This is a genomic window from Paraburkholderia oxyphila NBRC 105797 (genome assembly GCF_000685075.1).
In the GTDB taxonomy this organism is placed as follows: Bacteria; Pseudomonadota; Gammaproteobacteria; order Burkholderiales; family Burkholderiaceae; genus Paraburkholderia; species Paraburkholderia oxyphila.
The window spans coordinates 89,920-111,343 of the sequence record NZ_BAYD01000022.1 but is presented as its reverse complement, the minus strand read 5'-3'; the positions used below and the strand labels follow the sequence as shown (position 1 = coordinate 111,343).

Here is a 21,424-nt window from a genome sequence, read left to right as displayed (position 1 = left end):
ATCGATCATTGCGCGACACGGCATGGCTCTGAGCTAACGCTGGAGTGTTGCATCCCCATTTTTCGAGATGGGGTTGTTCTCCGTTAGTATTTCCAAATGATTGCGAGTCCCATATCGCTGTGCGCGGTATGGGGCATGAGTCCTCCGGCTTGAGCAACCACACGGGAAACTATGAAAGAGAACGCCGTTGGTCTGAAATTCCTGCCCAGACACCGTGCTGTCGTTACCTGCGACTACACCGGCTTTGTCCAACCCGAAATGGTGAAAGTCAGGTCGGTTGTCGTGCTCGCAAAGAGCAGGACGAGTGACAGACTGCTGACCGTCGTGCCCCTCTCGACCACGCGGCCAGAGAAGTTACTGGCCTGCCATCACAGGTTGAACCGCAATCCGCATCCGGACGAAAGCCCATTGCTGGAAGTCTGGGCGAAGTGCGATATGGTGTACACGGTATCCCTCGCCAGAGTGAACTTTTACAGAACCCGGTCTCGACGAGGTGGGCGTGCGGTCTACCATTCAACCTTGTCCATTTCTCCGGACGACTATCTCGCGATTCAGCGAGGAGTTCGGTATGCGCTCGGTCTTGAGGACTTGCCAGCCCCTCAACGAGAAGAGTCGTTGACTTAGCACAAGCGTGGGGCATCAGAAGTCGTGCTATAGTCGCCTCGTGCCTCGCGAGAGGTTCCTCCGAGACTTCTTCCGCTGCGGCGTCGAAGAAGCCAGTGCGGCAACACGGTGATGACAAGCCAGCCGCGCTGCGAAAAAAGGGCGCTTCGGCGCCCTTTGTCTTTTCTGCGACAGCCTTCCCCGTTTTCTCCCAGGTTTCGTACCCAGCGCAACGTCAGCGCCAGATTTGCGTCGCGCTCAAGCCGCCGTGCGCGAATGCGCGAGCCGCCGCTTCCACGCATCGATCGCATCGGCCTGGAAGGCCTCGAGCGTCGCAGGAGTGGAATCACGAAGATCGAGGCCCAGATGTCGTGCGGCGGGAAGCAGCGCCTCGAGCGGCCGCGTGGCGTCGAGCGCCAGCGCGCCGGTCTGCTTCGAGAGCTTTTCGCCTTCCTCGTTGGTCACGACAGGTACGTGAAGATACGCGGGCGTTGGTACGCCCAGGCATTGCTGCAGCCAGATCTGGCGCGCGGTGGAGTCGAGCAGGTCGGCGCCGCGCACGACGTGCGTGATGTTCTGCGCGGCGTCGTCCACCACCACCGCGAGTTGATACGCCCACTGACCGTCCGCGCGAAGCAGCACGAAATCGCCCACCTCGGTCGCGAGATCCTGTTCCTGTGGTCCTTGCCAGCGATCGTCAAAGCGAATCAGCGCGGGGTTTTCGTCGGCTCGTGGGTCATCGTCCGGCACGCGCAGGCGCCACGCACGCGCGGGTTTGCCGTGCAGGCCGCTGCGGCAGGTGCCGGGATAGATCAGCGTGGTGTTGCGCCGGTGCGCATGGAGCAGCGAATCGGCGATTTCCTTGCGCGTGCAGCCGCACGGATAGACGTGGCCCGCCGCGATCAACTGGTCGAGCGCCGCGCGATACAAGTCGATGCGGCGGCTTTGCCATTCGGGCGGCTCGTCGGCCTGAAAGCCGAAGCGCTGCAGCGTCGCGAGGATGTCCTCGGCAGCGCCGGGCACTGCGCGCGGGCCGTCGATGTCCTCCACGCGCACGAGCCATGTGCCGCCGTGTGCGCGCGCGTCGAGCCAGCTCGCGAGCGCCGAGACGAGTGAGCCGAAATGCAGCGGTCCAGTGGGCGAGGGCGCGAAACGCCCGCGATAGCCCTGATGCGGGCGAGCCGGTGCGCTCACGCGCGAATCAGGCGGCTTGAGCCGGAGCCTGGGTGCTCGCGGCGCTCTGCGCGCGCTCCGGATGGCACGCCGGGCAGCTCTTGCCCACGACGTAGAGCGGCGAAGTCTGCTCGGCAGGCGAGACCACGGCGCGGCACGCGAAGCACTGCACGGTGTCGGTGGGCTCGAGCTGCGGATTGAGCGCGGTGCGCTGATCGAACACGAAGCAGTCGCCGGTGTAGTGCGCGCCGCCCACTTCCTCGAAGTACTTGAGAATGCCGCCTTCGAGCTGATAGACGTGCTCGATCCCCACTTCCTTCATGTGGATGGCCGCTTTTTCGCAGCGGATGCCGCCCGTGCAGAACGACACCACGGTCTTGCCTTCGAGGTCGGCGCGGTTCGCTTCGATCACGCCCGGGAATTCGCTGAACTTGTCGATGCGGTAGTCGAGCGCCTTGTCGAACGTCCCGACATCGATTTCGAACGCATTGCGCGTGTCGAGCATGACGACGGGGCGGCCCGCGTCGTCGAAGCCGCGGTCGAGCCATGCCTTGAGCACGACCGGCGCGACCGAAGGCGCGCGGCCTTCCTCGGGGCGGATCGCGGGCTTCTTCATCGTGATGATCTCGCGCTTCAGGCGCACGAGCATGCGGTTGAAGGGGCGCGTTTCCGAGAGGCTTTCCTTGAACTGCAGCGTCGCGAATTTGCCTTCGAACAGCGGATCGTGGTTGATGTAGTCCATGAACGCACGCACGTTGCCTTCATCGCCTGCGACAAACAGATTGATGCCTTCCGGTGCGAGCAGGATGGTGCCCCGTAGATCGAGCGACTTGCAGCGTTCGAGCACGAGCGGACGCCATTCGGCGGTCTTGTCGAGTGTCGCGAACTGGTAGGCGGAGAGATTGAGAATACGCATGGCCAACATGAAAACCTGAATCGGACGGACCCGCCTGAATGCCGCGCGCCGATTCAGCCAGCGGCGAAATCGGGGTAACAGCGCGGGAGGCGCGGCATGAGGCGTGACATGGGACCAAAGTGCCAAATGACGACAAGCTGCGCGGCGGGCGTAATCCGCTATTATCCCTCAACCGGGCGCCACCGCGCCGCGTGCGCGCCGTGTTCGTGATGTTGCATGTCGCGCGTTGCTGATGGCGCGCAAGGCCCAGGCCGGATGGCCCAGGCTGTTTGGACCGGGCCGCGTGGCCGGCATAGCGCGACACGCGGTCATACGAGCAGGCGGCGGCAAAAATCGCCGGACCGTAGAGTTACAATGACGCCCATGTCAGATCCCCGCTTCGTCCATCTCCGCGTCCACTCCGAATTCTCGATTGCCGACGGCATCGTGCGCCTCGACGACCTCGTCAAGGCGGCGGCCAAGGACGGCCAGGGCGCGCTCGCGCTCACCGACCTCGGCAACGCATTCGGCCTCGTTCGTTTCTACACGGAAGCCCGTGGCAAAGGGGTCAAACCCATTGCCGGCTGCGACGTCTGGATCATGAATCCGGACGACCGCGACAAGCCTTCGCGTCTGCTGCTGCTCGTGAAGGACAAACGCGGCTACCTGAATCTTTGCGAACTGCTCTCGAAGGCGTGGCTCACGAATCAGTATCGCGGCCGCGCGGAAGTCGATGTCGCATGGCTCGAAGCCGGCCTCGCCGAAGGCCTGCTCGCGATCTCGGGCGCGCAGCAGGGCGACGTGGGCCTCGCGCTCGCCGCGGGCAACGTCGAAAGCGCGAAGCGCCACGCGCAGCGCTGGGCAACGCTGTTCCCGAACGGCTATTACATCGAGCTGCAGCGCTGCGGCCAGCCCGGCAGCGAGCAGTACGTCGAGCAGGCCGTCGCCATCGCGGCGGAACTGAAGCTGCCGGTGGTGGCCACGCACCCGATGCAGTTCATGACGCACGAGGAATACACCGCGCACGAAGCGCGCGTGTGCATCTCGGAAGGCGACATCCTCGCGAACCCGCGCCGCCAGAAGCGCTTCACGACCGACCAGCGTTTTCAGACTCAGGAAGAAATGGCCGCGCTGTTCGCGGACATTCCCTCGGCCATCGCGAACACCATTGAAATCGCGCGGCGCTGCAATCTCACGCTGGAGCTCGGCAAGCCGAAGCTGCCGCTCTTTCCGACGCCCGACGGCATGTCGCTCGACGACTACCTCGTGCAGCTCTCGAAAGAGGGCCTCGAAAAGCGCCTCGTGCAGCTTTATCCCGACGCAGCCGAGCGCGAGAAAGAACACGCGCGTTACTACGAGCGTCTCGATTTCGAGTGCGGGACCATCATCAAGATGGGCTTCCCGGGCTACTTCCTGATCGTCGCGGACTTCATCAACTGGGCCAAGAACAACGGCGTGCCGGTGGGGCCGGGCCGGGGCTCGGGCGCGGGCTCGCTCGTCGCGTACGCGCTCGGCATTACCGACCTCGACCCGCTGCGCTATAACCTGCTCTTCGAGCGCTTCCTGAATCCGGAACGCGTTTCGATGCCCGACTTCGACATTGACTTCTGCCAGCACGGGCGCGACCGCGTCATTCAGTACGTGAAGGAGAAGTACGGCGCCGATGCGGTCTCGCAGATCGCCACCTTCGGCACCATGGCCGCAAAGGCGGCCGTGCGCGATATCGGCCGCGTGCTCGATCTCGGCTACAACTTCACCGACGGCGTGGCCAAGCTCATCCCGTTCAAGCCGGGCAAGCACGTCACGATTGCCGATGCGATGAAGGAAGAGCCGCTCCTGCAGGAGCGCTACGACAACGAAGACGAAGTGCACCAGCTGCTCGACCTCGCGCAGCTCGTGGAAGGTCTCACGCGTAACGTGGGCATGCACGCGGGCGGCGTGCTGATCGCGCCCGGCAAGCTCACCGACTTCTGCCCGCTCTACACGCAGGGCGACGAAAGCGGCGTCGTGAGCCAGTACGACAAGGACGACGTGGAAGCCGTCGGCCTCGTGAAGTTCGACTTTCTGGGCCTGACCACGCTCACGATTCTCGACTGGGCCGAGCGCTATATCCGCATGCTCGATCCGTCGAAGAAAGACTGGTCGCTCGCGCAGGTGCCGCTCGACGATGCGCCGTCGTTCCAGATCCTCAAGAAGGCCAACACGGTTGCCGTGTTCCAGCTGGAAAGCCGCGGCATGCAGGGCATGTTGAAGGACGCGCAGCCCGACCGCTTCGAGGACATCATCGCGCTCGTGGCCTTGTACCGTCCGGGCCCGATGGACCTGATCCCGAGCTTCTGCGCGCGTAAGCACGGCCGCGAAGTGGTGGAGTATCCCGATCCGCGCGTCGAGCCTGTCCTGAAAGAGACCTACGGCATCATGGTCTATCAGGAGCAGGTGATGCAGATGGCGCAGATCATCGGCGGCTACTCGCTCGGCGGCGCCGACTTGCTGCGTCGCGCGATGGGCAAGAAGAAGCCCGAGGAAATGGCCAAACACCGCGAGATCTTCGCGGAAGGCGCGGCAAAGAACGGTCTCACGCGCGAGAAGGCCGACGAGACCTTCGACTTGATGGAGAAGTTCGCGGGCTACGGCTTCAACAAGTCGCACGCGGCGGCCTACGCGCTCCTCGCTTATCACACGGCGTGGCTCAAGGCGCACCATCCGGCGGAATTCATGGCGGCCAACATGTCGCTCGCCATGGACGATACCGACAAGGTCAAGATCCTCTTCGAAGACTGCATCACGAACGGCATCAAGGTGCTGCCGCCTGACGTCAACGCGTCGGCGTATCGCTTCGAGCCGGTGTCCGACGCCAACGTGGCGGAAGGCAAGCGATCGCGCACGATCCGCTATGGCCTTGGCGCGATCAAGGGCAGCGGCCAGAACGCCATCGAAGAAATCTTGCGCGCGCGCGAAGAGGGCGGCCTCTTCAAGGACCTGTTCGACTTCTGCGAGCGCATCGACCGCCGTCTCGTGAACCGCCGCACGATCGAAGCGATGATCCGCGCGGGCGCGTTCGACACGATGCATGCGAATCGCGCGCAGTTGCTCGCCTCCGTGCCGATGGCGATGGAGGCCGCCGACCAGGCGAGCGCCAACGCCATGCAGGCGGGTCTGTTCGACATGGGCGACGCGCCGTTGGCCGCGCACGAGCTGGTGGACGAGCCCGCCTGGGGCGACAAGCGCAGGCTGCAGGAAGAGAAGGGCGCGCTCGGCTTCTATCTGTCCGGTCACCTCTTCGACGCCTACAAGGACGAAGTGCGGCGCTTCGTGCGCCAGAAGATCGGCGAGCTCAAGGAAGGACGCGACAAGCTCGTCGCCGGTGTGATCGCCTCGCTGCGCACGCAGATGACCCAGCGCGGCAAGATGCTGATCGCGCTGCTCGATGACGGCACCGGCCAGTGCGAAGTGACGGTGTTCAACGAGCAATACGAGGCGCACAAGGCGCTCTTCAAGGAAGACGAGCTGCTGGTCGTGCAGGGCGGGGCGCGCAACGACGCGTTCACGGGCGGCATCCGCTTCACGGTGGACACCGTGATGGATCTGGAGCGCGCCCGCAGCCGCTACGCGCAGGCCGTGAAGGTGCAGATGAACGGCAACGCCAACGCGAGTGCGCTGCGCACGGTGCTCGAGGCGCATCGCGCGAAGCCCGACGACTCGCTGCCCGCGCCCGTGGTGGAAACTCGCGGACGTGGCGGCCGCGATGGCGGCGGTGGTTACGGCGGCCGGAGCCGCGAGCGCGAGCAGGTGGCCATTCCGAACGGCCTCGCGGTGCAGATCGTCTACAGCAACGAACGCGCGCAAGGCGAGGTCCGCTTGGGTGACGCGTGGCGCGTGAAGCCCACCGACGAACTCATCGCCGCGCTGCGCGGCGAGTTTGCAGGCAGCTCAATCGAGATCGTCTATTGACGGTGTCTACGCTGCACGAGCGGCACTGGCCGCTCGTGCCGCTTGTTTCACTTCTTCGCGTTCCGCCTCATGCGGCACCGAACACCCACACTTTCCCCGGATTCAGCGTTTCTTCGCGACCTTGCCGTCGCGCGTGAGCAGCGCGAGCTTGGCGTAGCGGTAGTACGTCGTCTCGGCGTTGTTGATCGCGAGCATCAGCCCCTCGGCGCCGTCGAGAAAGCCCGCGCGAATCACCCAGGTCCGAAAGAACGCCCAGAAACCCTTGCCGAGCGCCTTGCCAAGCGACGAGCGCTTGCCGTTCTCGGCCATCGTCAGCGCGCCGGCCGTCGAATAGGCATTGGTCTTTTCGAGCGCTTCATGCAAGTCCGGCATCGAAATATGGATGATCGGGCCGTCGAAGCGTCCGATCGTGCCCTTAATTTCGAGGTGCGTGTGCGTGCGCACGTCGGTGAAGCGCGCGCTGCCACGCCGGAACAGGCGCTCGATGCGGTCGGGCCACCAGCCCGAGTGCTTCATGAAGCGCCCGCAGAAGCTCGAGCGGCGCGGCGTGCTGAACGCGGCGTGCGTCGTGCCTTCGGCGAGCAGGCGCTCGAGCTCGGCGCGCAGCTCGGGGCTCAGGCGCTCGTCGGCGTCGAGGCAGATGACCCAGTCGCCGCGCGCCTCGGCCAGCGCCCGGTTCTTCTGCGGGCCGTCGCCGGGCCAGTCGGTCTCGAACACGCGCGCGCCGAGCGCGCGGCAGATATCGGGCGTGCCGTCGGTGCTGCCGGAATCGAACACGATGGTTTCCATCGCGAGCCCGCGCACCGATTCGAGGCAGTCGCGGATGTCGTGCGCCTCGTTCATCGCCACCACAATGACCGAAAGCGTGGCGCGCGGCGTGCCGCTGGCTTCGCGGCCTGGGCGGGTCGGAGAAAGTCCGTCGGACATGGAAAGGACGCCTGTTCTGGAGGAATGTCGGAAGCGGTGAGCCGCGCCGCGCCCGCCGGGGACCGGCCTGACGCGAAGGTGCGTATTCTAGACGATGCGCTTCGCGTCGGGCGCGCCTGCGCCAAGCGTATACAATGCGTACCGCGCCGCCGGACCGTCCGTCAGACGGTCGGCTGCTGCGGAACGGCAGGCAGCCCGGGCCGGCCGCCCCAAGGCAGGCAGCCCAGTTGCGCCCGCATTGATACCCGCATTTTCAGCACCCGCCTTTCCAGAGGATTCCTTGAGCGAGACGTCCCGACAATCCACCCTCAGCAAGCCGATCGGCACCGGCGCGAAGTCGAATCCCGCGTCGGTTGGACGGCGCCTGTGGCCGTATATCAAGCCGCTCATCTGGGTGTCGATCGCGGCCATCCTCACGCTGGCCATCGTGGCCGCGACGGAGGCTGGCATTCCGGCGCTGCTCAAGCCGCTGCTCGACCACGGCTTCGGCACCAAGGGCAGCCCGAGCGCCAAGTGGATCGTGCCCAGTGCCGTGATCGGCCTTTCGCTGGTGCGCGGCCTCGCGCAGTACGCGTCCGGCTACCTGCTCCAGTACGTGTCCAACCGGATCCTGCTCGAGCTGCGCCTGAAAATGTTCGAGCGCATGATCCATGCGAGCGTCGGCTTCTTCCAGCGCGAGACGGCGAGTACCGTCATCAACGCGATCGTGTTCGAGGTCAACCAGATCCTCGGCGTGCTGTTGAGCGTGCTGGTCACTGCCGTGCGCGACTCGCTCACGGTCGTCTTCCTGCTCGGCTACCTGTTCATCCTCAACTGGCGCCTCACGCTGATCGTGGCGGTGCTGCTGCCGGCCATCGGCTGGCTCGTCAGCAAGATCAACCGGCGCCTGCGCCGCCTGAACCGCGAGCACCAGGCGCTCACGAACGAGCTGTCCTACATCGTCGAAGAAACCGTGGGCGGCTACAAGGTCGTCAAGGTTCACAACGGCGAGCAGTACGAAATGGACCGCTTCGGCGAGATGAGCAAGCGCCTGCGCGGCTATCAGATGCGCATGACGATCTCCGGTGGTCTCGCGCAGCCGCTCACGCAGTTCCTCGCCTCGATCGCGCTGGCGATCGTCGTGACGATCGCGGTGGTGCAGGCCTCGCACGACCAGACGACCGTGGGCGGTTTTGTCGCCTTCGTCACCTCGATGCTGCTCGTGATTTCCCCGCTCAAGCACCTGATTGACGTGAACCAGCCGCTGCAGCGCGGCATGACGGCCGCCGAGCTCATCTTCGGGCTGATCGACGAGCCTGCCGAGCCCACGGGCGGCGGCAAGCCGCTCGAGCGCGCACGTGGCGAGATCGAATTCCGCAGCGTCTCGTTCGATTATGGGAACGGCAGGCCGATCCTCGAAAACGTGACATTCAGCGCGGCGCCCGGCGAGATGATCGCGCTGGCGGGCCCGTCGGGCAGCGGCAAGACCACGCTCGTGAACCTGTTGCCGCGCTTTTTCGATCCGAGCGGCGGCGAGATTCTCGTCGACGGCGTGCCGCTGCCGGAGTACGACATCCACGCGCTGCGCAGCCAGATGGCGATGGTGAGCCAGGACGTGACGCTCTTCAACGACACGGTCGCGAGCAACGTGGCCTACGGCGAGCAGGCCGACCCGACACGCGTGGAAGAGGCGCTGCGCGCGGCCAACCTCTGGGACACGATCGCGGCGCTGCCCGACGGCATCGACACGCTGGTCGGCGACAACGGCATGAAGCTCTCGGGCGGGCAGCGGCAGCGTCTGGCGATCGCGCGCGCGATCTACAAGGACGCGCCGATCCTGATTCTCGACGAGGCGACGTCCGCGCTCGATTCGGAGTCGGAACGCCACGTGCAGGCGGCGCTCGAAACGCTGATGAAGGGCCGTACGACGCTTGTGATCGCGCACCGGCTCTCGACCATCGAGCGCGCGGACCGCATTCTCGTGATGGAAGCGGGTCGCATCGTCGAGCGCGGCTCGCATCAGCAGCTGCTCGAACAGCGCGGGCTGTACGCGCACCTGCACAAGATCCAGTTCCAGCAGAACGCGGCCTGAGTGGTGGAGGGGCGCCCGATGTCCGGGTGCGCCGCGCTGTGCTCTGTGCAGGCGACTCTGAGCCGTCGAGTCCGGCGGCCCGTGTGTAGCGGCCGCTGGGACGGGCTCGCGGCATCACCTGAGGCACCCAGGAGGGTGCCTCAGGCTTAAGAGCAGGTTCGTGGTAGAGCTTGCGGGTTCAGTCCGCGATGCCGTTTGCAAGTTCGCGCTTGCGCGACACGATGACCGCGAGGAAGGTGGCGGTGAGCAGGGCGATCAGGACAACGACCTGAATCGGCACGAGCACGTCGATCGTGAGCCCGAAGAGGATCGTGCTGAACGACACCGCCAGGCCGCTGCAGCCGGCGGTACGGATCACCGCATCGGCGGCGCGGCACGCGCGCCAGAAATAGATCGACGTTCCGAAGTAGAGCAGCAAGAGGGTCGCCGCGCCCACGGCACCCATTTCGGCGATGGCCGAGAAGAAGTCGCTGTGTGCGCGCTCATTGACGATCTGCTGGCTCGCCTCGCCGTGCTGCGCGAGCTCGCCGAGTGCCTGTTCCAGATGTCCCTTGCCCACGCCGTAGACCGGATGGCGCTCGAACAGCGTCACCGAGGCGTTCCATAGTTGCAGGCGCAGGCCCACCGAGGTGTCCTTGTCACCGCGCTGCATGAGGGCGAAATCGGAGCCGGCCTCGGCCACGCGGTGGCGAATGCCGCTCGTCGAAAACAACGCGCCGGCTGCCACGGCGAGCAGCGCCAGCGTCACGACCACGCGTTTCCAGTGCGAAAACCAGCCATACTGCACGCCGAGCAGCAGCGCGAACACGGGCACCGCGATCCAGCCGCCGCGCGTACCCGAGAGATACGAGACGAAGCCGCCCGCGACGAGCGCAGTGAGCTTGACGACAAGCGCCAGCGGCCGCAGCTTGCGGTCCCAGCCGAACGTGAACACCGCGAGGAACGCGAACAGCAGGGCGGTGTCGCCGAACGGAATCGCATTCGTGTAGTAGTTCGTGAGGCGCTCCGTGTCGTTCCAGCCGCCGGGCGGGCGGTCGACGATCACCCAGGCGCTTGCCGCGAGCGCACCCAGCGCGCAGCCCCAGCCGAGCACCGTGAGGCGGCGCGAAGGCAGGCGGGCGAGCAGCAGGAAGATCGGCAGCGCGAGCGTGAGGCGCGAGAGCGCGTCGAACTGGTGCGGCGCCCAGTAGCCGAGCAGCAACTGCTGGAGCACGACCACGGCGAGCGGGGCGAGCATGGCGGCGGTGTACCAGCGGTATTCGCGCCACGGGGCGAAATAAGTGCGGTCCTTGCGGTACGCGCAGGCGCCATAGAGCGCGAACGCCAGCAGCAGGAAGAAGCAGTAACCCGTACCGCCGCGCCAGACCAGATTCGTGGCGGGGCCAAGCAGGAGCAGCAGGGTAACGATTGGAGCCAGGCGGCGAGGATAGGTCGTCGTATCGTGATTCATGTCGGCCGGCGCAAATCGGACGGGCAGTCAGTTGTTATGTCGATAGCCGGGCAGTTGCGCCAATGCGCGCCGCGCGGCCATCGCAAGCCTGTCATAGGGAAACTGGCTCTATGGCCCGTAAGCCGGTCGATTATACCGGAGGGCATTTTGGGTATGCGGAATGCTCTGACAGGGAGTGCGCGTGGCGCGTTGCGGGAGTTTTCACGTAAATGAAAGGTGTGCCATGGCGTGCGTCGACGTGGGCCAGCGGAGGGCTTCGGCGCGGCATGGAACTGGCGCTTTATAATCGGCCCACGCGAGATCTGCGCACAATAATTTACAAGTCGGACGGGTCATGAAGGTTGGAATCTCCTGCAACGCGCTCAAGCACAGCGGCGGCCTGGAACGCTACGCGATGGACCTCATCCGGGGTCTCGCCGCGCGCGGCGTGCGGCCCGTGTTCTTCGCGCGCAAGTTCGATCCATCCGTCCCTGAATATGCACTCGTGGAGCCGCACCGCATCAACGTCTCGTTGCTGCCGGGCAAGCTGCGCGACATGTGGTTCTCGCGGCGGCTCACCACCTTGCGCCGCCGGGCGGGCGTGGACGTGCTGATCGGCTGCAACCGGGTCGACTCCTCGGAGATCGCCATCTGCGGCGGCACGCACCGCGGCTTTCTGCGCGCGATGGGGCGCACGCAGCGAGGCTCCGACAGCCGGCAGATCGCACTCGAAAGCCAGCAATATGCGCGATCGCGCGTGATCGTCGCGCATTCCGACCTCATGAGCGCCGAACTTCGTGAGCTCTATGGCGTGGACGAAGCGAAGATCCGCGTGCTCTGTCCCCCCGTGGATGGCGAACGCTTCTCACCCGTGGACGCCGGCACGCGCGCCGCGCTGCGCAGGCAATATGGATTTGCCGACCACGAGACGGTGTTGCTCTTTGCGTCGAGCAGCCACGAGCGCAAGGGCTTGCCGCTCATCGAGCAGGTGGTCGAGGCGCTGGATCTTCCGGTGGTGGTGGCCGTGGCGGGCCGCGCGCCCGAACGCGCGAGCGCGCGCGTGCGCTACATCGGCTATGTGAAGGACCTCGAAAACGCCTATCGCGCGGCCGACTACTCGATTCTCGCGTCGACCTACGAACCGTTCGGGCTTGTCGGCATCGAGTCGGTCATGTGCGGCACGCCGGTGATCTTTTCCTCGAATATCGGCTGCTGCGACGCCATCGCCGATAGCGCCAAGTACCTGTTCCGGCCCGGTGACGCCACGGATCTGCGCCGCGCGATCGAAACGGCGGTGGCGGCGCGCGGCAAGCGCGTCGAATCCGCCGCCGAACCGGGCAATCCTTCAGGCTCTCATCCCGCCGTCCTGTACGACGCGAGCGTGCAAGCCCACGTGGACGCGCTCCTCGAACTCGTGACGGACATTTCCCCGACCCGCTAGTTTGCGCCTTGCGCCCGCATTCAGCTCGCTCCGGCCAGCGTCAGAGCGGGCAATTTCGCCGTAAACCTCCGCCATACGCCGCTCGCGGGCATTCTGCCGGAATCTGGAAAGGTCTCATAGGATTTCAAGGGTTAACCCTGAGCGTTGACAGGCATACGATGCGTACATCGGTCGCATGCACATACATACAAGTCGCACGTCGACCGTCCTGAACAAACTGGAGGTCGTAACCATGAAGTCCCTGATTCAAGCCGTTGCCGTTGCCGCTGCACTCGTCGTCCCCGTCGCTTCGTTCGCGCAGTCGCAGTCGACCATCACCCGCGCCCAGGTGCGCGAAGAACTCGTGCAACTGCAGAAGGTCGGCTACCACGTCGGCGACGGCGATCAAGCGCACTATCCGGACGCAATCCAGGCCGCGGAAGCCAAGGTGGCCGCGCAAAGCGGCAATAGCGCGTACGGCGGTGTCGCGAACGCGTCGGAATCGGGTGTGCGTGGTGCCACGGTGTCGGCCCAAGACTGGAATGCGATGTACGCGCATCCCTAAGCCGCTAGTCCGACTCAAATGAGACACTGAGCGTCGCGCCGCGGGAGGGCGACGAGGCGCACGCAGCGGGCGGGCAATCGAGCGGTGCAATGCCGCTGCGAAACGCAGCCTGCCCAGCAAGAAACCTCCACCGTCGGGACTCCGATGGCTTGGCCCGGGCACGGAATGGGTGCCCGGGCGCTTTTTCCTGTGGGCAGCAATCCGTGGCGCGGTCATCCGTGGGCAGTGAGCCGTGGGGTGGCCAACAGTGGGGCGGCCGTTCTCGGACTGGAAATCGAACCGTCGGCTGCCCTCGGGACAGCCAGTCATTGGGCGAGCGCCGCCCGAATGCTCAACCAGGCGATTGCCCCAGCATTTCTCCAGGCAGATTTTCGCCGTGCAGTTGCGTGAGCAGCGCGCGTGCTTCTTCGATCGGGTCGCCCGTCATCGGATGGAACAGGAAACGCGGCGAGGCCGACAGCTTCGGGTAATTCTTGCGCGTACTGCGCGCATACGCGGGATCGTAGTGCTCGGTCACGAGCGCCTCGGACAGTTCCGCGTGGCGGCCTTCCTCCAGCAGACGGCACCACGACTCGATGCGCTCGCGCCCATGCAGCGGCGTGAGCTTGAGCAATTGTTCCCGGAAGTAGGTCTGGTCGCCGAGCAGGTGGCCGTAATCTTCGAGCAGCAGCGTCACGCGTTCCTCGCGCGCCACTTCGACCACGACACAGGGTGCGGCGTGGATGCCATTGACGAGCGCGACCGGCAGCGTGATCGCGCCGATACGCCGGCTTTCCGCCTCCACGAAGATGGGCTGCGCGGGGTCGAACGCATGGAGTTGCTGCACCAGCGCCGTGTCGAACGACTTCTGCGAGGGCTGCGCGCGCGTGGGCAGGGCGCCGAGCAGCGAGCCGCGATGCGCGGCGAGCGCCTCGAGATCGAGCGTTTGCGCGCCGGCCTTGCCGAGCGCGTGTAGAAGGCGGGTCTTGCCGCTGCCCGTGGGCCCGGCGAGCACGACATAGCGCAACTGCGCGGGCAGCGTGCCGAGCGTCTCGAGCACGGCGCTCCGGTAGGTCTTGTAGCCGCCTTCGAGCTGCCGCGCGCGCCAGCCGATCATGTTGAACATGGCCGTCATCGAGCCCGAGCGCTTGCCGCCGCGCCAGCAGTAGATGAGCGGTCGCCAGTTGCGCGGACGGTCGGCGAAGGTCGTGTCCAGATGCAGGGCGATATTGCGCGCGGCGATCGCCGCGCCCACGCGCGTGGCCTCGAAGGGCGAGTCCTTGTACAGCGTGCCGACGATGACGCGCTCCTCGTTGCTGAGCACGGGGGCATTGATCGCGCCGGGCACGTGGTCCTCGGCGTATTCGAGCGGCGTTCGCACGTCGACGATCTCGTCGAACTCGCCCAGTTGGGAAAGGGTGGCGCGCTGGTGATTCAACTGCGGTGCTCCGGTGGTGCGTGCGACGGCTTCGCGCGAGGTGGGCGCGATACGGCGGCAGGCGTTAGAACGAACACGAGATCAGGCGGCCAGCTCGGCCATTAGTTCGGGATGCTTGATGATCAGGCGCAGCAGGCACAGCACGGCTCCCGAAGGCGCAAAGCGTCCTTGCTCCCAGTCGCGCAGGGTGGCAACTGGCGTTCCGATGCATTCGGCAAACGCCGGCTGGGTCATGCCCGATGCTTCGCGTGCCTGGCGCACGAGCATCTGCTCGGGAGTGGTTACGCGACCAACGCGCCCCTTGGCTTCCTCGAGCGCCTTGCGCAGATCCGGCAGCGGCACACCGGCGTCGGTCTCAATGGCCTTGGCAATTCTCTCGATGTCCTTCATCACAGTACCTTTCGGATGTCCTTGGGAAGCATGTTCTCGCGCTCCGCCTTGGCATAGACCGCTATGAGCAACACGATTTCCGCATCGGTCAGATCGAAATAAATTCTGCGCGTACCGCCAGACTTACCGGTGCCAGCACGCTTCCAACGAACCTTGCGGGCGCCGTCGGCGCCTGGAATCACATCCCCCCGCGTCCGGATTGAAAGCGATCCAGGTGATGAAGTCGAGGCGCTCGTTGTCGGACCAGATACGCTCCGCTTGTTCCTGGAACGTTGGCGTTTCGATTACGGTCCGCATTGTCGGATTATACGGGAATCCCGTATATTTTCAAGTTGAGGGTGGGGAGGTCAACCGCGTTGCACGATGAGAGATTGCCTCGCGCGGTGACGGCCGGCTTCAGCCTGCAAGAGGCGTTGAAGTTTGCATTCTGGCCAGATATGCAGATCGAGTTGCCCTTGCGGCGAGAGTTAAAACTGATCCACGTGCTGCTTTGACAAACCTTTGTACTTTTTGCGCCGGCCGCTCTGTTCGGGCTGCGGTGCGTTCGTCGTGATCTGCGGCTTCCGGTCTCCTTGCAATGCGAGGCACGATTGAAGACCTGAACGACGTGCACGCTGTCGGTAACGATTATCTTGAAATTAGTATTAGCACTACCTAGGATTCACTCGTGATTTGCCGTTAAGCCATACGCAGAAGCGCTCCGTCGACGGGTGGCACGCGCAATCTTCCAGACGGAGGCACGATGACATTGAAGCACGAACGAAGAGCATGGCAATGGGTGCTCGGCGCTTCGATGCTGTTCACGGCTAGCGGCGTTGCGCAGGCTGGAACGGGGGGGACCATTTACTTTAGCGGTGCGATCGTTGAACCGACATTCCAGATAACCGCTGCTCCTGGCCGTTTCTCCGGCGCTTCAAGCACGAGCGCGCCTGCGGGGACGGTCGAACCGGATGGCACGATATCCATCGCCTATGTCGCCGCGCCAAATAGCACGGCCTACGCTGACGTATCGATCGTTGAGTCTGGAGGCAACGCGGGCGTGACGCATGCCGCACCGGCAACTGTGTCGGTGAGCGCGACTGACCGGGCGGCTTATCGACGCCCGGTCGATGACAACGGACGATACGGTATTGGGAGTGCCGGCGCGGTGATCCGGCTTCATGCCGGCGACTTGTCTCACGCGACAGGGCCGGTACTGGTATCCGTCGTCACGAGCTATCTGTGAGCGGCGATCGGCGCGCTTCGCCACGCATTCGAAGCGCACTTTCCCGATCTTCGGGGCCTCACATCAGCACAATATCGTACTGCTCCTGACTCAGATTCGACTCCACCTGCAGCGACACCGGCTTGCCGATGAAATCGATCAGCATCGCGAGATGCTGCGACTCTTCCTCGAGGAACAAGTCGATCACCTGCTGCGACGCCACCACGCGAAACTCGCGCGGATTGAACTGGCGCGACTCACGCAGGATCTCGCGCAACACGTCATAGCACACGGTGCGCGCGGTCTTCACCTGCCCCTTGCCAAGGCACGTCGGGCAAGGCTCGCACAGCACATGCGCGAGCGACTCGCGCGTGCGCTTGCGTGTCATCTCCACGAGCCCGAGTTGCGAGAAGCCGTTCACGGTCACGCGCGTGCGGTCGCGCGAGAGCGCCTTCTTCAGCTCGCCGAGCACCTGGTCGCGATGCTCGATGTTCTCCATGTCGATGAAGTCGATGATGATCACGCCGCCCAGATTGCGCAGCCGCAACTGGCGCGCGATGGTGTGCGCCGCTTCGAGATTGGTCTTGAAGATCGTGTCGTCGAAGTTGCGCGCGCCCACGTAGCCGCCCGTGTTCACGTCGATGGTCGTCATCGCCTCGGTCTGGTCGATCACGAGGTAGCCGCCCGACTTGAGATCGACGCGCCGCGAGAGCGCGCGCTGGATCTCGGCCTCGATGTTGTAGAGGTCGAAGAGCGGCCGCTCACCCGTGTAGTGATGCAGCGTCGGCAGCACCGCAGGCGTGAATTCGGTGGCGAACTCGGTGAGCTTCTGGAACGTTTCGCGCGAATCGACCTGGATGCGCGAGGTCTCGTCGTTCACGAAGTCGCGCAGCACGCGCTGCGCGAGATTCAGGTCTTGATAGAGCAGGCTCGTGGCAGGCATGCGTTGCGCCTGCGCGAGGATCGTCGTCCAGGTCTTGCGCAGGTAGGCGACATCGGCGGCCAGTTCCTCGCTCGTCGCGTCTTCGGCGATGGTGCGCACGATGTAGCCGCCTTTCTCGTCGGCGGGCAGCACGGCGGTCAGGCGCGCGCGCACGGCTTCGCGCTCGGCCTCGCTCTCGATCTTCTGCGAGATGCCGATATGCGGCTCCTGCGGCAGATAGACGAGCGTACGGCCCGCGATGCTCACCTGGGTCGACAGCCGCGCGCCCTTGGTGCCGATCGGATCCTTGACGACCTGGACCATCAGCGTCTGCCCTTCGAATACGGTCTTTTCGATGGGCTGATGATGCACGGGGGCATGCGCTTCGCCGGCGATGCGCGGATGCCAGATGTCAGCTACATGGAGGAACGCGGCGCGCTCGAGGCCGATGTCGATGAATGCGGACTGCATGCCCGGCAACACGCGCACGACCTTGCCGAGATAGACGTTGCCAACTCGCCCGCGCGAGAGCGTGCGCTCGACATGAAGCTCCTGGACTGCGCCTTGCTGGACCAACGCGACACGCGTCTCCTGAGGCGTGACGTTGATCAGGATTTCTTCGTTCATGATTGGTTTTAAAAGTCGATGCCAGCGGCGCGCAAGAGGGCGGCCGTTTCAAAAAGTGGCAGACCCATGATACCCGAATAGGACCCGTCGATTCGCTCGATGAACTCGGCGGCGCGCCCCTGGATGCCGTATGCGCCGGCCTTGCCGAACGGCTCGCTGCTCGCGACATAGCGCGCGAGCGCCGCGGGCATCGCGGGGGCGAAGCGCACGTGCGAGCGCGAAAGCGCAAGCGGCAGGCAGACGCCTTCGGCATTGACCACGGCCACCGCGGTGAGCACTTCGTGCTCGCGGCCCGCGAGCCGTTCGAGCATCGCATAGGCGTCGGCCGCGTCGTGCGGCTTGCCGAGAATGTGGCCGTCGATGCTCACGGTGGTGTCCGCGGTGAGGATCGGCGCGTACTTGTGCGCGCCGGCGACGAGCCGGGCCCGCGCGGCATCGGCTTTCGCGGCGCACACGCGCTCGACGTAGACCGCGGCGGATTCGCCGGGCAGCACGGCTTCGAGCGATTCGGCGTCTTCGTCGGGACGCGGCAGCAGCAGCTCGAAGCGCACGCCGAGCTGCTGCAGCAGCTCCTGCCGGCGCGGGCTCTGCGAGGCGAGATAGACGAACGGATAGGGCGCAGTAGTGGTCATCGGGGCGTTTTTACGTCTTGTTGAGGCGGAAATCGGGCTCGCGCGGGTTCACACATACGACGGACGCAATCCGGCGGGCGCCATTCGGGCCCGCTTCAAACGCGATGATAGGGGTGATTCTGCGTGATGGTCCACGCGCGGTAAAGCTGCTCGGCAAGCAGCACGCGTACCATCGCATGGGGCAGGGTGAGGGAGGACAGGCGCAGCAGCGTGTCGGCGCGTGCCTTGAGCTGCGGGTCGAGCCCGTCCGCGCCGCCGATCAGGAACGCCACGTCGCGCCCGTCCTGCTGCCATCCGGGCAGCGCCTGGGCGAGCTGCATCGTGGTCCAGTCCTTGCCGCGCTCGTCGAGCGCGACGATGCGCGCGTTCTTCGGCAACGCCGCTTCGATGCGCGTGCGCTCGGCGGCCATCACGCTTTCCGCGGAACGGCCCGACGAGCGCTGCTCGGGCTTCACTTCGCGCAACTCGATGCGCAGCTCGGGCGGCATGCGCTTCGTGTACTCCTCGAAGCCCTCTGCCACCCAGTCCGGCATCTTGTGGCCAACGGCGACGATATGCAGTTTCATTGTGCTAAACGAATGCGTGTGACGCGCTTGCGAGCACGTTGTGCGCTCGCGGTGTACCTGGCTCGTGCGCCATGCGCGTCCACTTCGCGTTGTTGGCGGACTTACTTCGCGCTGCGGCGCGATGCGGCTTTGCGCGCGGGCTTCTTCACGGCGGGCGCGTCGAGCTCGTCCTCGTCGTCGTCGATCGGCTCGCTCGGACGCGCGCCCACGAAGCCCGTGTTGTTCGCGAGCTTCACGCGCACCGGCTTGTCGCCCCAGATTTCCTCGAGGTTGTAGTACTGGCGCAGCGCGGGCTGCAGGATGTGGACGACCGCGTCGCCGCAATCGACCAGCACCCATTCGCCGATGTCCTCGCCTTCGGTGCTGACGATGTCGCCGCCGACTTCCTTGACCTTCTCGCGCACGCTGTTGGCGAGCGCCTTGGTCTGGCGGTTCGAGGTGCCGCTCGCGACGACCACGCGGTCGAACAGTTCGGTCAGATGGCTCGTGTTGAAGACGCGGATGTCCTGTGCCTTGACGTCTTCCAGACCGTCGACGATGGCGCGTTGAAGTTTGCGGATGTCCATGTTTACCCGTGGTGCCTGTACAAATGATGTTGAAGGATATAGTCCCACACTGCCGCGGGAATCTTTTCGGCGGCGGTGCCGCCGCGTTGTGCTGTTGCTACCCGCGTTTCCACGCAGGTTTTGAGTTCGCGCCGGATCTCGGTGGCCGAGATGTCGAGCGCGAGCGTTTCGTCGATCAGCAAGTGCCCGCAGCGCGTGGCTGCGAGCGTTGCGGCGCCGGCGCGCCGCGCGGCCACTTCGGCAGCCACGGCGGGCGGCAGCGCCGCGAAATCGAAGCCTGGGCGGCTCGCCACGCCCAGATGCGCGAGCGCGAACAGCTCGCGCCACTCGTGCCACGAATCGAGATGCAACAGCTGATCGGCGCCCATCAGGAGCGTGAGCGCCGCCTGCGCGTTGCTCTCGCTCTTCGCGCGCCAGCGGCGCAGCGTCTCGACCGTATAGGTGGGGCCGTCGTGCTCGATCTCGTCGGTGTCGACGCTCACCGTCACGCCCGGCAGCACGAGCGAGGCGGCCGCCGCGCGCGTCATCGCGAGGCGATGCTTCGCGGCGCTCACCTCGGGCTTCTGCCAGGGCTGGCCGGCGGGCAGCAGGATCAGCTCGGTGAGGCCGAGCACGCGCACGAACTGGCGCGCGAGCGCGAGATGGCCCTCGTGGATCGGATCGAACGTGCCGCCGAGCAGGCCGACGCGGCGCGCGGGCGCGTTGCAGGTTGCACCGCCGGGTTCGTTGCCTGGCGCACTGGTTGGCGCATTCGCGGGGACGGTCAAGTCTTGCGTCACGGTGTCAGACCCAGTCGCGCACCGGCAGAAAGTCCGTATACAGGCGCGCTTCCGGCGTGCCCGGCTGCGGCTGCCAGTCGTAGCGCCAGCTGGCGGAGGGCGGCATCGACATGAGGATCGACTCGGTGCGCCCGCCGCTTTGCAGGCCGAAGTGCGTGCCGCGGTCCCAGACGAGGTTGAACTCGACGTAGCGGCCGCGCCGGTACGCCTGGAATTCGCGCTCGGCTTCGCCATATGGCGCTGCGCGGCGCTTTTCGATGATCGGCAGGTACGCCTTCAGGAAACCTTCGCCCACGCTCCTGAGCATCGCGAATGCCTGCTCGAAGCCGCCTTCGGCGTAGTCGTCGAAGAAGATCCCGCCCACGCCGCGCGCCTCGTTGCGGTGCTTGAGGAAGAAGTACTCGTCGCACCAGCGCTTGAAGCGCGGATACAAATCGCTGCCGAAGGGCGCGAGCGCGTCGCGGCAGACGCGGTGGAAATGCTGCGCGTCCTCTTCGAAGCCGTAGTAGGGCGTGAGGTCCATGCCGCCGCCGAACCAGAACACCGGCGCCTCGCCCGCTTTGGTGGCGAGCAGCATGCGCACGTTCATGTGGACGGTCGGGCAGTACGGATTGCGCGGGTGCAGCACGAGCGAGACGCCCATCGCCTCGAAGCCGCGCCCGTTGAGCTCGGGGCGCGCGGCCGTGGCCGAAGGCGGCAGGGCGTCGCCCGAGACGTCGGAAAAACCGATGCCCGCGCGCTCGAAGAACTGGCCGCCTTCGAGAATGCGCGTGCAGCCGCCGCCGCGCAGCTTCTCGCCGGGCTCGCGCTGCCACGTGTCGGTGGCGAAGGGCGTGCCGTCGAAGGCGCCGAGTGTGTCGGCGATCTGCGTCTGCAGGCCCGAGAGCCAGGCGCGCACGGCTGCGCTGTCATGGTTCGCGCCCTCGGGCGTCACGCGGGTTGGGCCGTTTTGAATCGGTTCGGTCATTGGTGGGCGGGCGAGGCGGCGGGGCCGGCACTGCGCCAGGATTGGGTTCGGATTCGGGGTACGGAACGCGCGGCGCGCCCGCTAACGGCAAGTTTACGCCGTTCGGCGCGGCTTCGCGGCTATGCCGCCCATGCTATGCACCGCATGGAGCCGCCGCGACGCCCGCTGCGTATGCGATGCGCGCGCAGCGGGTAGCCCGTTTGGCATAGTGCGACCGGCGGTTTCAGTGCGACGCGGCTCGGCGACATGCGCCTGGCCGTTCGGCTAGCTGGCCGATCGGCCGAGGGCCGGTGGTCCGCCAGGCCGAGGCGCCGCGACGC

General features: G+C 65.5%; 18 protein-coding genes and 1 pseudogene. 6 read left to right on the top strand and 13 right to left on the bottom strand.

Annotated features, from left to right (window positions below; all coding sequences use genetic code 11):
* The first annotated feature begins 171 nt into the window (after nucleotides 1-171).
* Complete coding sequence (locus tag BO1_RS62030) at nucleotides 172-624, top strand: type II toxin-antitoxin system PemK/MazF family toxin (protein ID WP_043285135.1); 453 nt, start codon at nucleotides 172-174, stop codon at nucleotides 622-624.
* A gap of 237 nt (nucleotides 625-861) precedes the next feature.
* Here the strand turns inward: BO1_RS62030 and gluQRS are convergent, their stop codons facing one another.
* The gene (gene gluQRS / locus BO1_RS16990) at nucleotides 862-1,797 is read right to left on the bottom strand and encodes a tRNA glutamyl-Q(34) synthetase GluQRS (protein ID WP_028218585.1); all 936 of its coding nucleotides are present in this window, start codon (nucleotides 1,795-1,797) and stop codon (nucleotides 862-864) included.
* A 7-nt stretch (nucleotides 1,798-1,804) separates the two neighbouring features.
* Nucleotides 1,805-2,692, bottom strand: coding sequence for a sulfurtransferase (locus BO1_RS16985; protein ID WP_028218584.1), 888 nt, complete (start codon nucleotides 2,690-2,692; stop codon nucleotides 1,805-1,807).
* 354 nt (nucleotides 2,693-3,046) lie between these two features.
* On the opposite strand from BO1_RS16985, the gene dnaE reads away from it, so the two are divergent.
* Entirely contained in the window at nucleotides 3,047-6,622 is a 3,576-nt protein-coding gene (gene dnaE / locus BO1_RS16980; protein WP_028218583.1) for a DNA polymerase III subunit alpha, read from the top strand.
* A gap of 102 nt (nucleotides 6,623-6,724) precedes the next feature.
* Here the strand turns inward: dnaE and BO1_RS16975 are convergent, their stop codons facing one another.
* Entirely contained in the window at nucleotides 6,725-7,549 is an 825-nt protein-coding gene (locus BO1_RS16975) for a glycosyltransferase family 2 protein (RefSeq protein ID WP_043285132.1), read from the bottom strand.
* A gap of 319 nt (nucleotides 7,550-7,868) precedes the next feature.
* Between BO1_RS16975 and msbA the strand changes: the two genes are divergently transcribed.
* Nucleotides 7,869-9,620: a lipid A export permease/ATP-binding protein MsbA gene (gene msbA, locus BO1_RS16970; protein WP_028218581.1), complete on the top strand. Its 1,752-nt coding sequence runs from the start codon at nucleotides 7,869-7,871 to the stop codon at nucleotides 9,618-9,620.
* A 178-nt stretch (nucleotides 9,621-9,798) separates the two neighbouring features.
* On the opposite strand, the gene BO1_RS16965 is transcribed toward msbA, so the two are convergent.
* Nucleotides 9,799-11,070 carry an O-antigen ligase family protein gene (locus BO1_RS16965; RefSeq protein WP_043285130.1) on the bottom strand — a complete coding sequence of 424 codons (1,272 nt, stop codon included), beginning with the start codon at nucleotides 11,068-11,070 and terminating at the stop codon, nucleotides 9,799-9,801.
* Between the two features lie 334 nt (nucleotides 11,071-11,404).
* On the opposite strand from BO1_RS16965, the gene BO1_RS16960 reads away from it, so the two are divergent.
* Together BO1_RS16960 and BO1_RS16955 are read left to right on the top strand one after the other, a co-directional pair.
* Entirely contained in the window at nucleotides 11,405-12,490 is a 1,086-nt protein-coding gene (locus BO1_RS16960) for a glycosyltransferase family 4 protein (protein WP_028218579.1), read from the top strand.
* A gap of 232 nt (nucleotides 12,491-12,722) precedes the next feature.
* Nucleotides 12,723-13,034, top strand: a complete 312-nt coding sequence (locus BO1_RS16955; protein ID WP_028218578.1) for a DUF4148 domain-containing protein — start codon at nucleotides 12,723-12,725, stop codon at nucleotides 13,032-13,034.
* Nucleotides 13,035-13,365: 331 nt separating this feature from the next.
* On the opposite strand, the gene mnmH is transcribed toward BO1_RS16955, so the two are convergent.
* The 3 genes and pseudogenes from mnmH to BO1_RS51375 form a co-directional block, all read right to left on the bottom strand.
* Entirely contained in the window at nucleotides 13,366-14,451 is a 1,086-nt protein-coding gene (gene mnmH / locus BO1_RS51380; RefSeq protein WP_043285127.1) for a tRNA 2-selenouridine(34) synthase MnmH, read from the bottom strand.
* A gap of 81 nt (nucleotides 14,452-14,532) precedes the next feature.
* Entirely contained in the window at nucleotides 14,533-14,841 is a 309-nt protein-coding gene (locus BO1_RS16945) for a helix-turn-helix domain-containing protein (protein WP_028218577.1), read from the bottom strand.
* A pseudogene (locus tag BO1_RS51375) lies at nucleotides 14,841-15,138 on the bottom strand (DNA-binding protein). Before BO1_RS51375 ends, BO1_RS16945 begins: the two are co-directional and overlap by 1 nt.
* Before the next feature lie 445 nt (nucleotides 15,139-15,583).
* On the opposite strand from BO1_RS51375, the gene BO1_RS16930 reads away from it, so the two are divergent.
* Nucleotides 15,584-16,066, top strand: coding sequence for a hypothetical protein (locus BO1_RS16930; protein ID WP_156992296.1), 483 nt, complete (start codon nucleotides 15,584-15,586; stop codon nucleotides 16,064-16,066).
* Between the two features lie 58 nt (nucleotides 16,067-16,124).
* Here BO1_RS16930 and rng read toward each other — a convergent pair whose 3' ends face one another.
* The 6 genes from rng to hemF form a co-directional block, all read right to left on the bottom strand.
* Entirely contained in the window at nucleotides 16,125-17,594 is a 1,470-nt protein-coding gene (gene rng / locus BO1_RS16925) for a ribonuclease G (protein ID WP_028218574.1), read from the bottom strand.
* A gap of 8 nt (nucleotides 17,595-17,602) precedes the next feature.
* Complete coding sequence (locus BO1_RS16920) at nucleotides 17,603-18,226, bottom strand: Maf family protein (RefSeq protein WP_028218573.1); 624 nt, start codon at nucleotides 18,224-18,226, stop codon at nucleotides 17,603-17,605.
* 95 nt (nucleotides 18,227-18,321) lie between these two features.
* The gene (gene rlmH / locus BO1_RS16915; protein ID WP_028218572.1) at nucleotides 18,322-18,792 is read right to left on the bottom strand and encodes a 23S rRNA (pseudouridine(1915)-N(3))-methyltransferase RlmH; all 471 of its coding nucleotides are present in this window, start codon (nucleotides 18,790-18,792) and stop codon (nucleotides 18,322-18,324) included.
* A gap of 101 nt (nucleotides 18,793-18,893) precedes the next feature.
* Nucleotides 18,894-19,358 carry a ribosome silencing factor gene (rsfS, locus tag BO1_RS16910; protein ID WP_028218571.1) on the bottom strand — a complete coding sequence of 155 codons (465 nt, stop codon included), beginning with the start codon at nucleotides 19,356-19,358 and terminating at the stop codon, nucleotides 18,894-18,896.
* Between the two features lie 2 nt (nucleotides 19,359-19,360).
* On the bottom strand, nucleotides 19,361-20,137 hold the full coding sequence (locus BO1_RS16905) for a nicotinate-nucleotide adenylyltransferase (RefSeq protein ID WP_043285124.1): 777 nt from the start codon (nucleotides 20,135-20,137) through the stop codon (nucleotides 19,361-19,363).
* A 4-nt stretch (nucleotides 20,138-20,141) separates the two neighbouring features.
* Complete coding sequence (gene hemF / locus BO1_RS61170; RefSeq protein WP_043285122.1) at nucleotides 20,142-21,104, bottom strand: oxygen-dependent coproporphyrinogen oxidase; 963 nt, start codon at nucleotides 21,102-21,104, stop codon at nucleotides 20,142-20,144.
* Between the last annotated feature and the right edge of the window lie 320 nt (nucleotides 21,105-21,424).

What these genes read in the sequence shown, in the direction of transcription:
- BO1_RS62030 (WP_043285135.1), top strand. Translation starts at nt 172, where the DNA reads ATGAAAGAGAACGCCGTTGGTCTGAAATTCCTGCCCAGACACCGTGCT.
- BO1_RS16985 (WP_028218584.1), bottom strand. Translation starts at nt 2,692, where the DNA reads ATGCGTATTCTCAATCTCTCCGCCTACCAGTTCGCGACACTCGACAAG.
- dnaE (WP_028218583.1), top strand. Translation starts at nt 3,047, where the DNA reads ATGACGCCCATGTCAGATCCCCGCTTCGTCCATCTCCGCGTCCACTCC.
- BO1_RS16975 (WP_043285132.1), bottom strand. Translation starts at nt 7,549, where the DNA reads ATGTCCGACGGACTTTCTCCGACCCGCCCAGGCCGCGAAGCCAGCGGC.
- BO1_RS16965 (WP_043285130.1), bottom strand. Translation starts at nt 11,070, where the DNA reads ATGAATCACGATACGACGACCTATCCTCGCCGCCTGGCTCCAATCGTT.
- BO1_RS16960 (WP_028218579.1), top strand. Translation starts at nt 11,405, where the DNA reads ATGAAGGTTGGAATCTCCTGCAACGCGCTCAAGCACAGCGGCGGCCTG.
- BO1_RS16955 (WP_028218578.1), top strand. Translation starts at nt 12,723, where the DNA reads ATGAAGTCCCTGATTCAAGCCGTTGCCGTTGCCGCTGCACTCGTCGTC.
- BO1_RS16945 (WP_028218577.1), bottom strand. Translation starts at nt 14,841, where the DNA reads ATGAAGGACATCGAGAGAATTGCCAAGGCCATTGAGACCGACGCCGGT.
- BO1_RS16930 (WP_156992296.1), top strand. Translation starts at nt 15,584, where the DNA reads ATGACATTGAAGCACGAACGAAGAGCATGGCAATGGGTGCTCGGCGCT.
- rng (WP_028218574.1), bottom strand. Translation starts at nt 17,594, where the DNA reads ATGAACGAAGAAATCCTGATCAACGTCACGCCTCAGGAGACGCGTGTC.
- BO1_RS16920 (WP_028218573.1), bottom strand. Translation starts at nt 18,226, where the DNA reads ATGACCACTACTGCGCCCTATCCGTTCGTCTATCTCGCCTCGCAGAGC.
- rlmH (WP_028218572.1), bottom strand. Translation starts at nt 18,792, where the DNA reads ATGAAACTGCATATCGTCGCCGTTGGCCACAAGATGCCGGACTGGGTG.
- rsfS (WP_028218571.1), bottom strand. Translation starts at nt 19,358, where the DNA reads ATGGACATCCGCAAACTTCAACGCGCCATCGTCGACGGTCTGGAAGAC.
- hemF (WP_043285122.1), bottom strand. Translation starts at nt 21,104, where the DNA reads ATGACCGAACCGATTCAAAACGGCCCAACCCGCGTGACGCCCGAGGGC.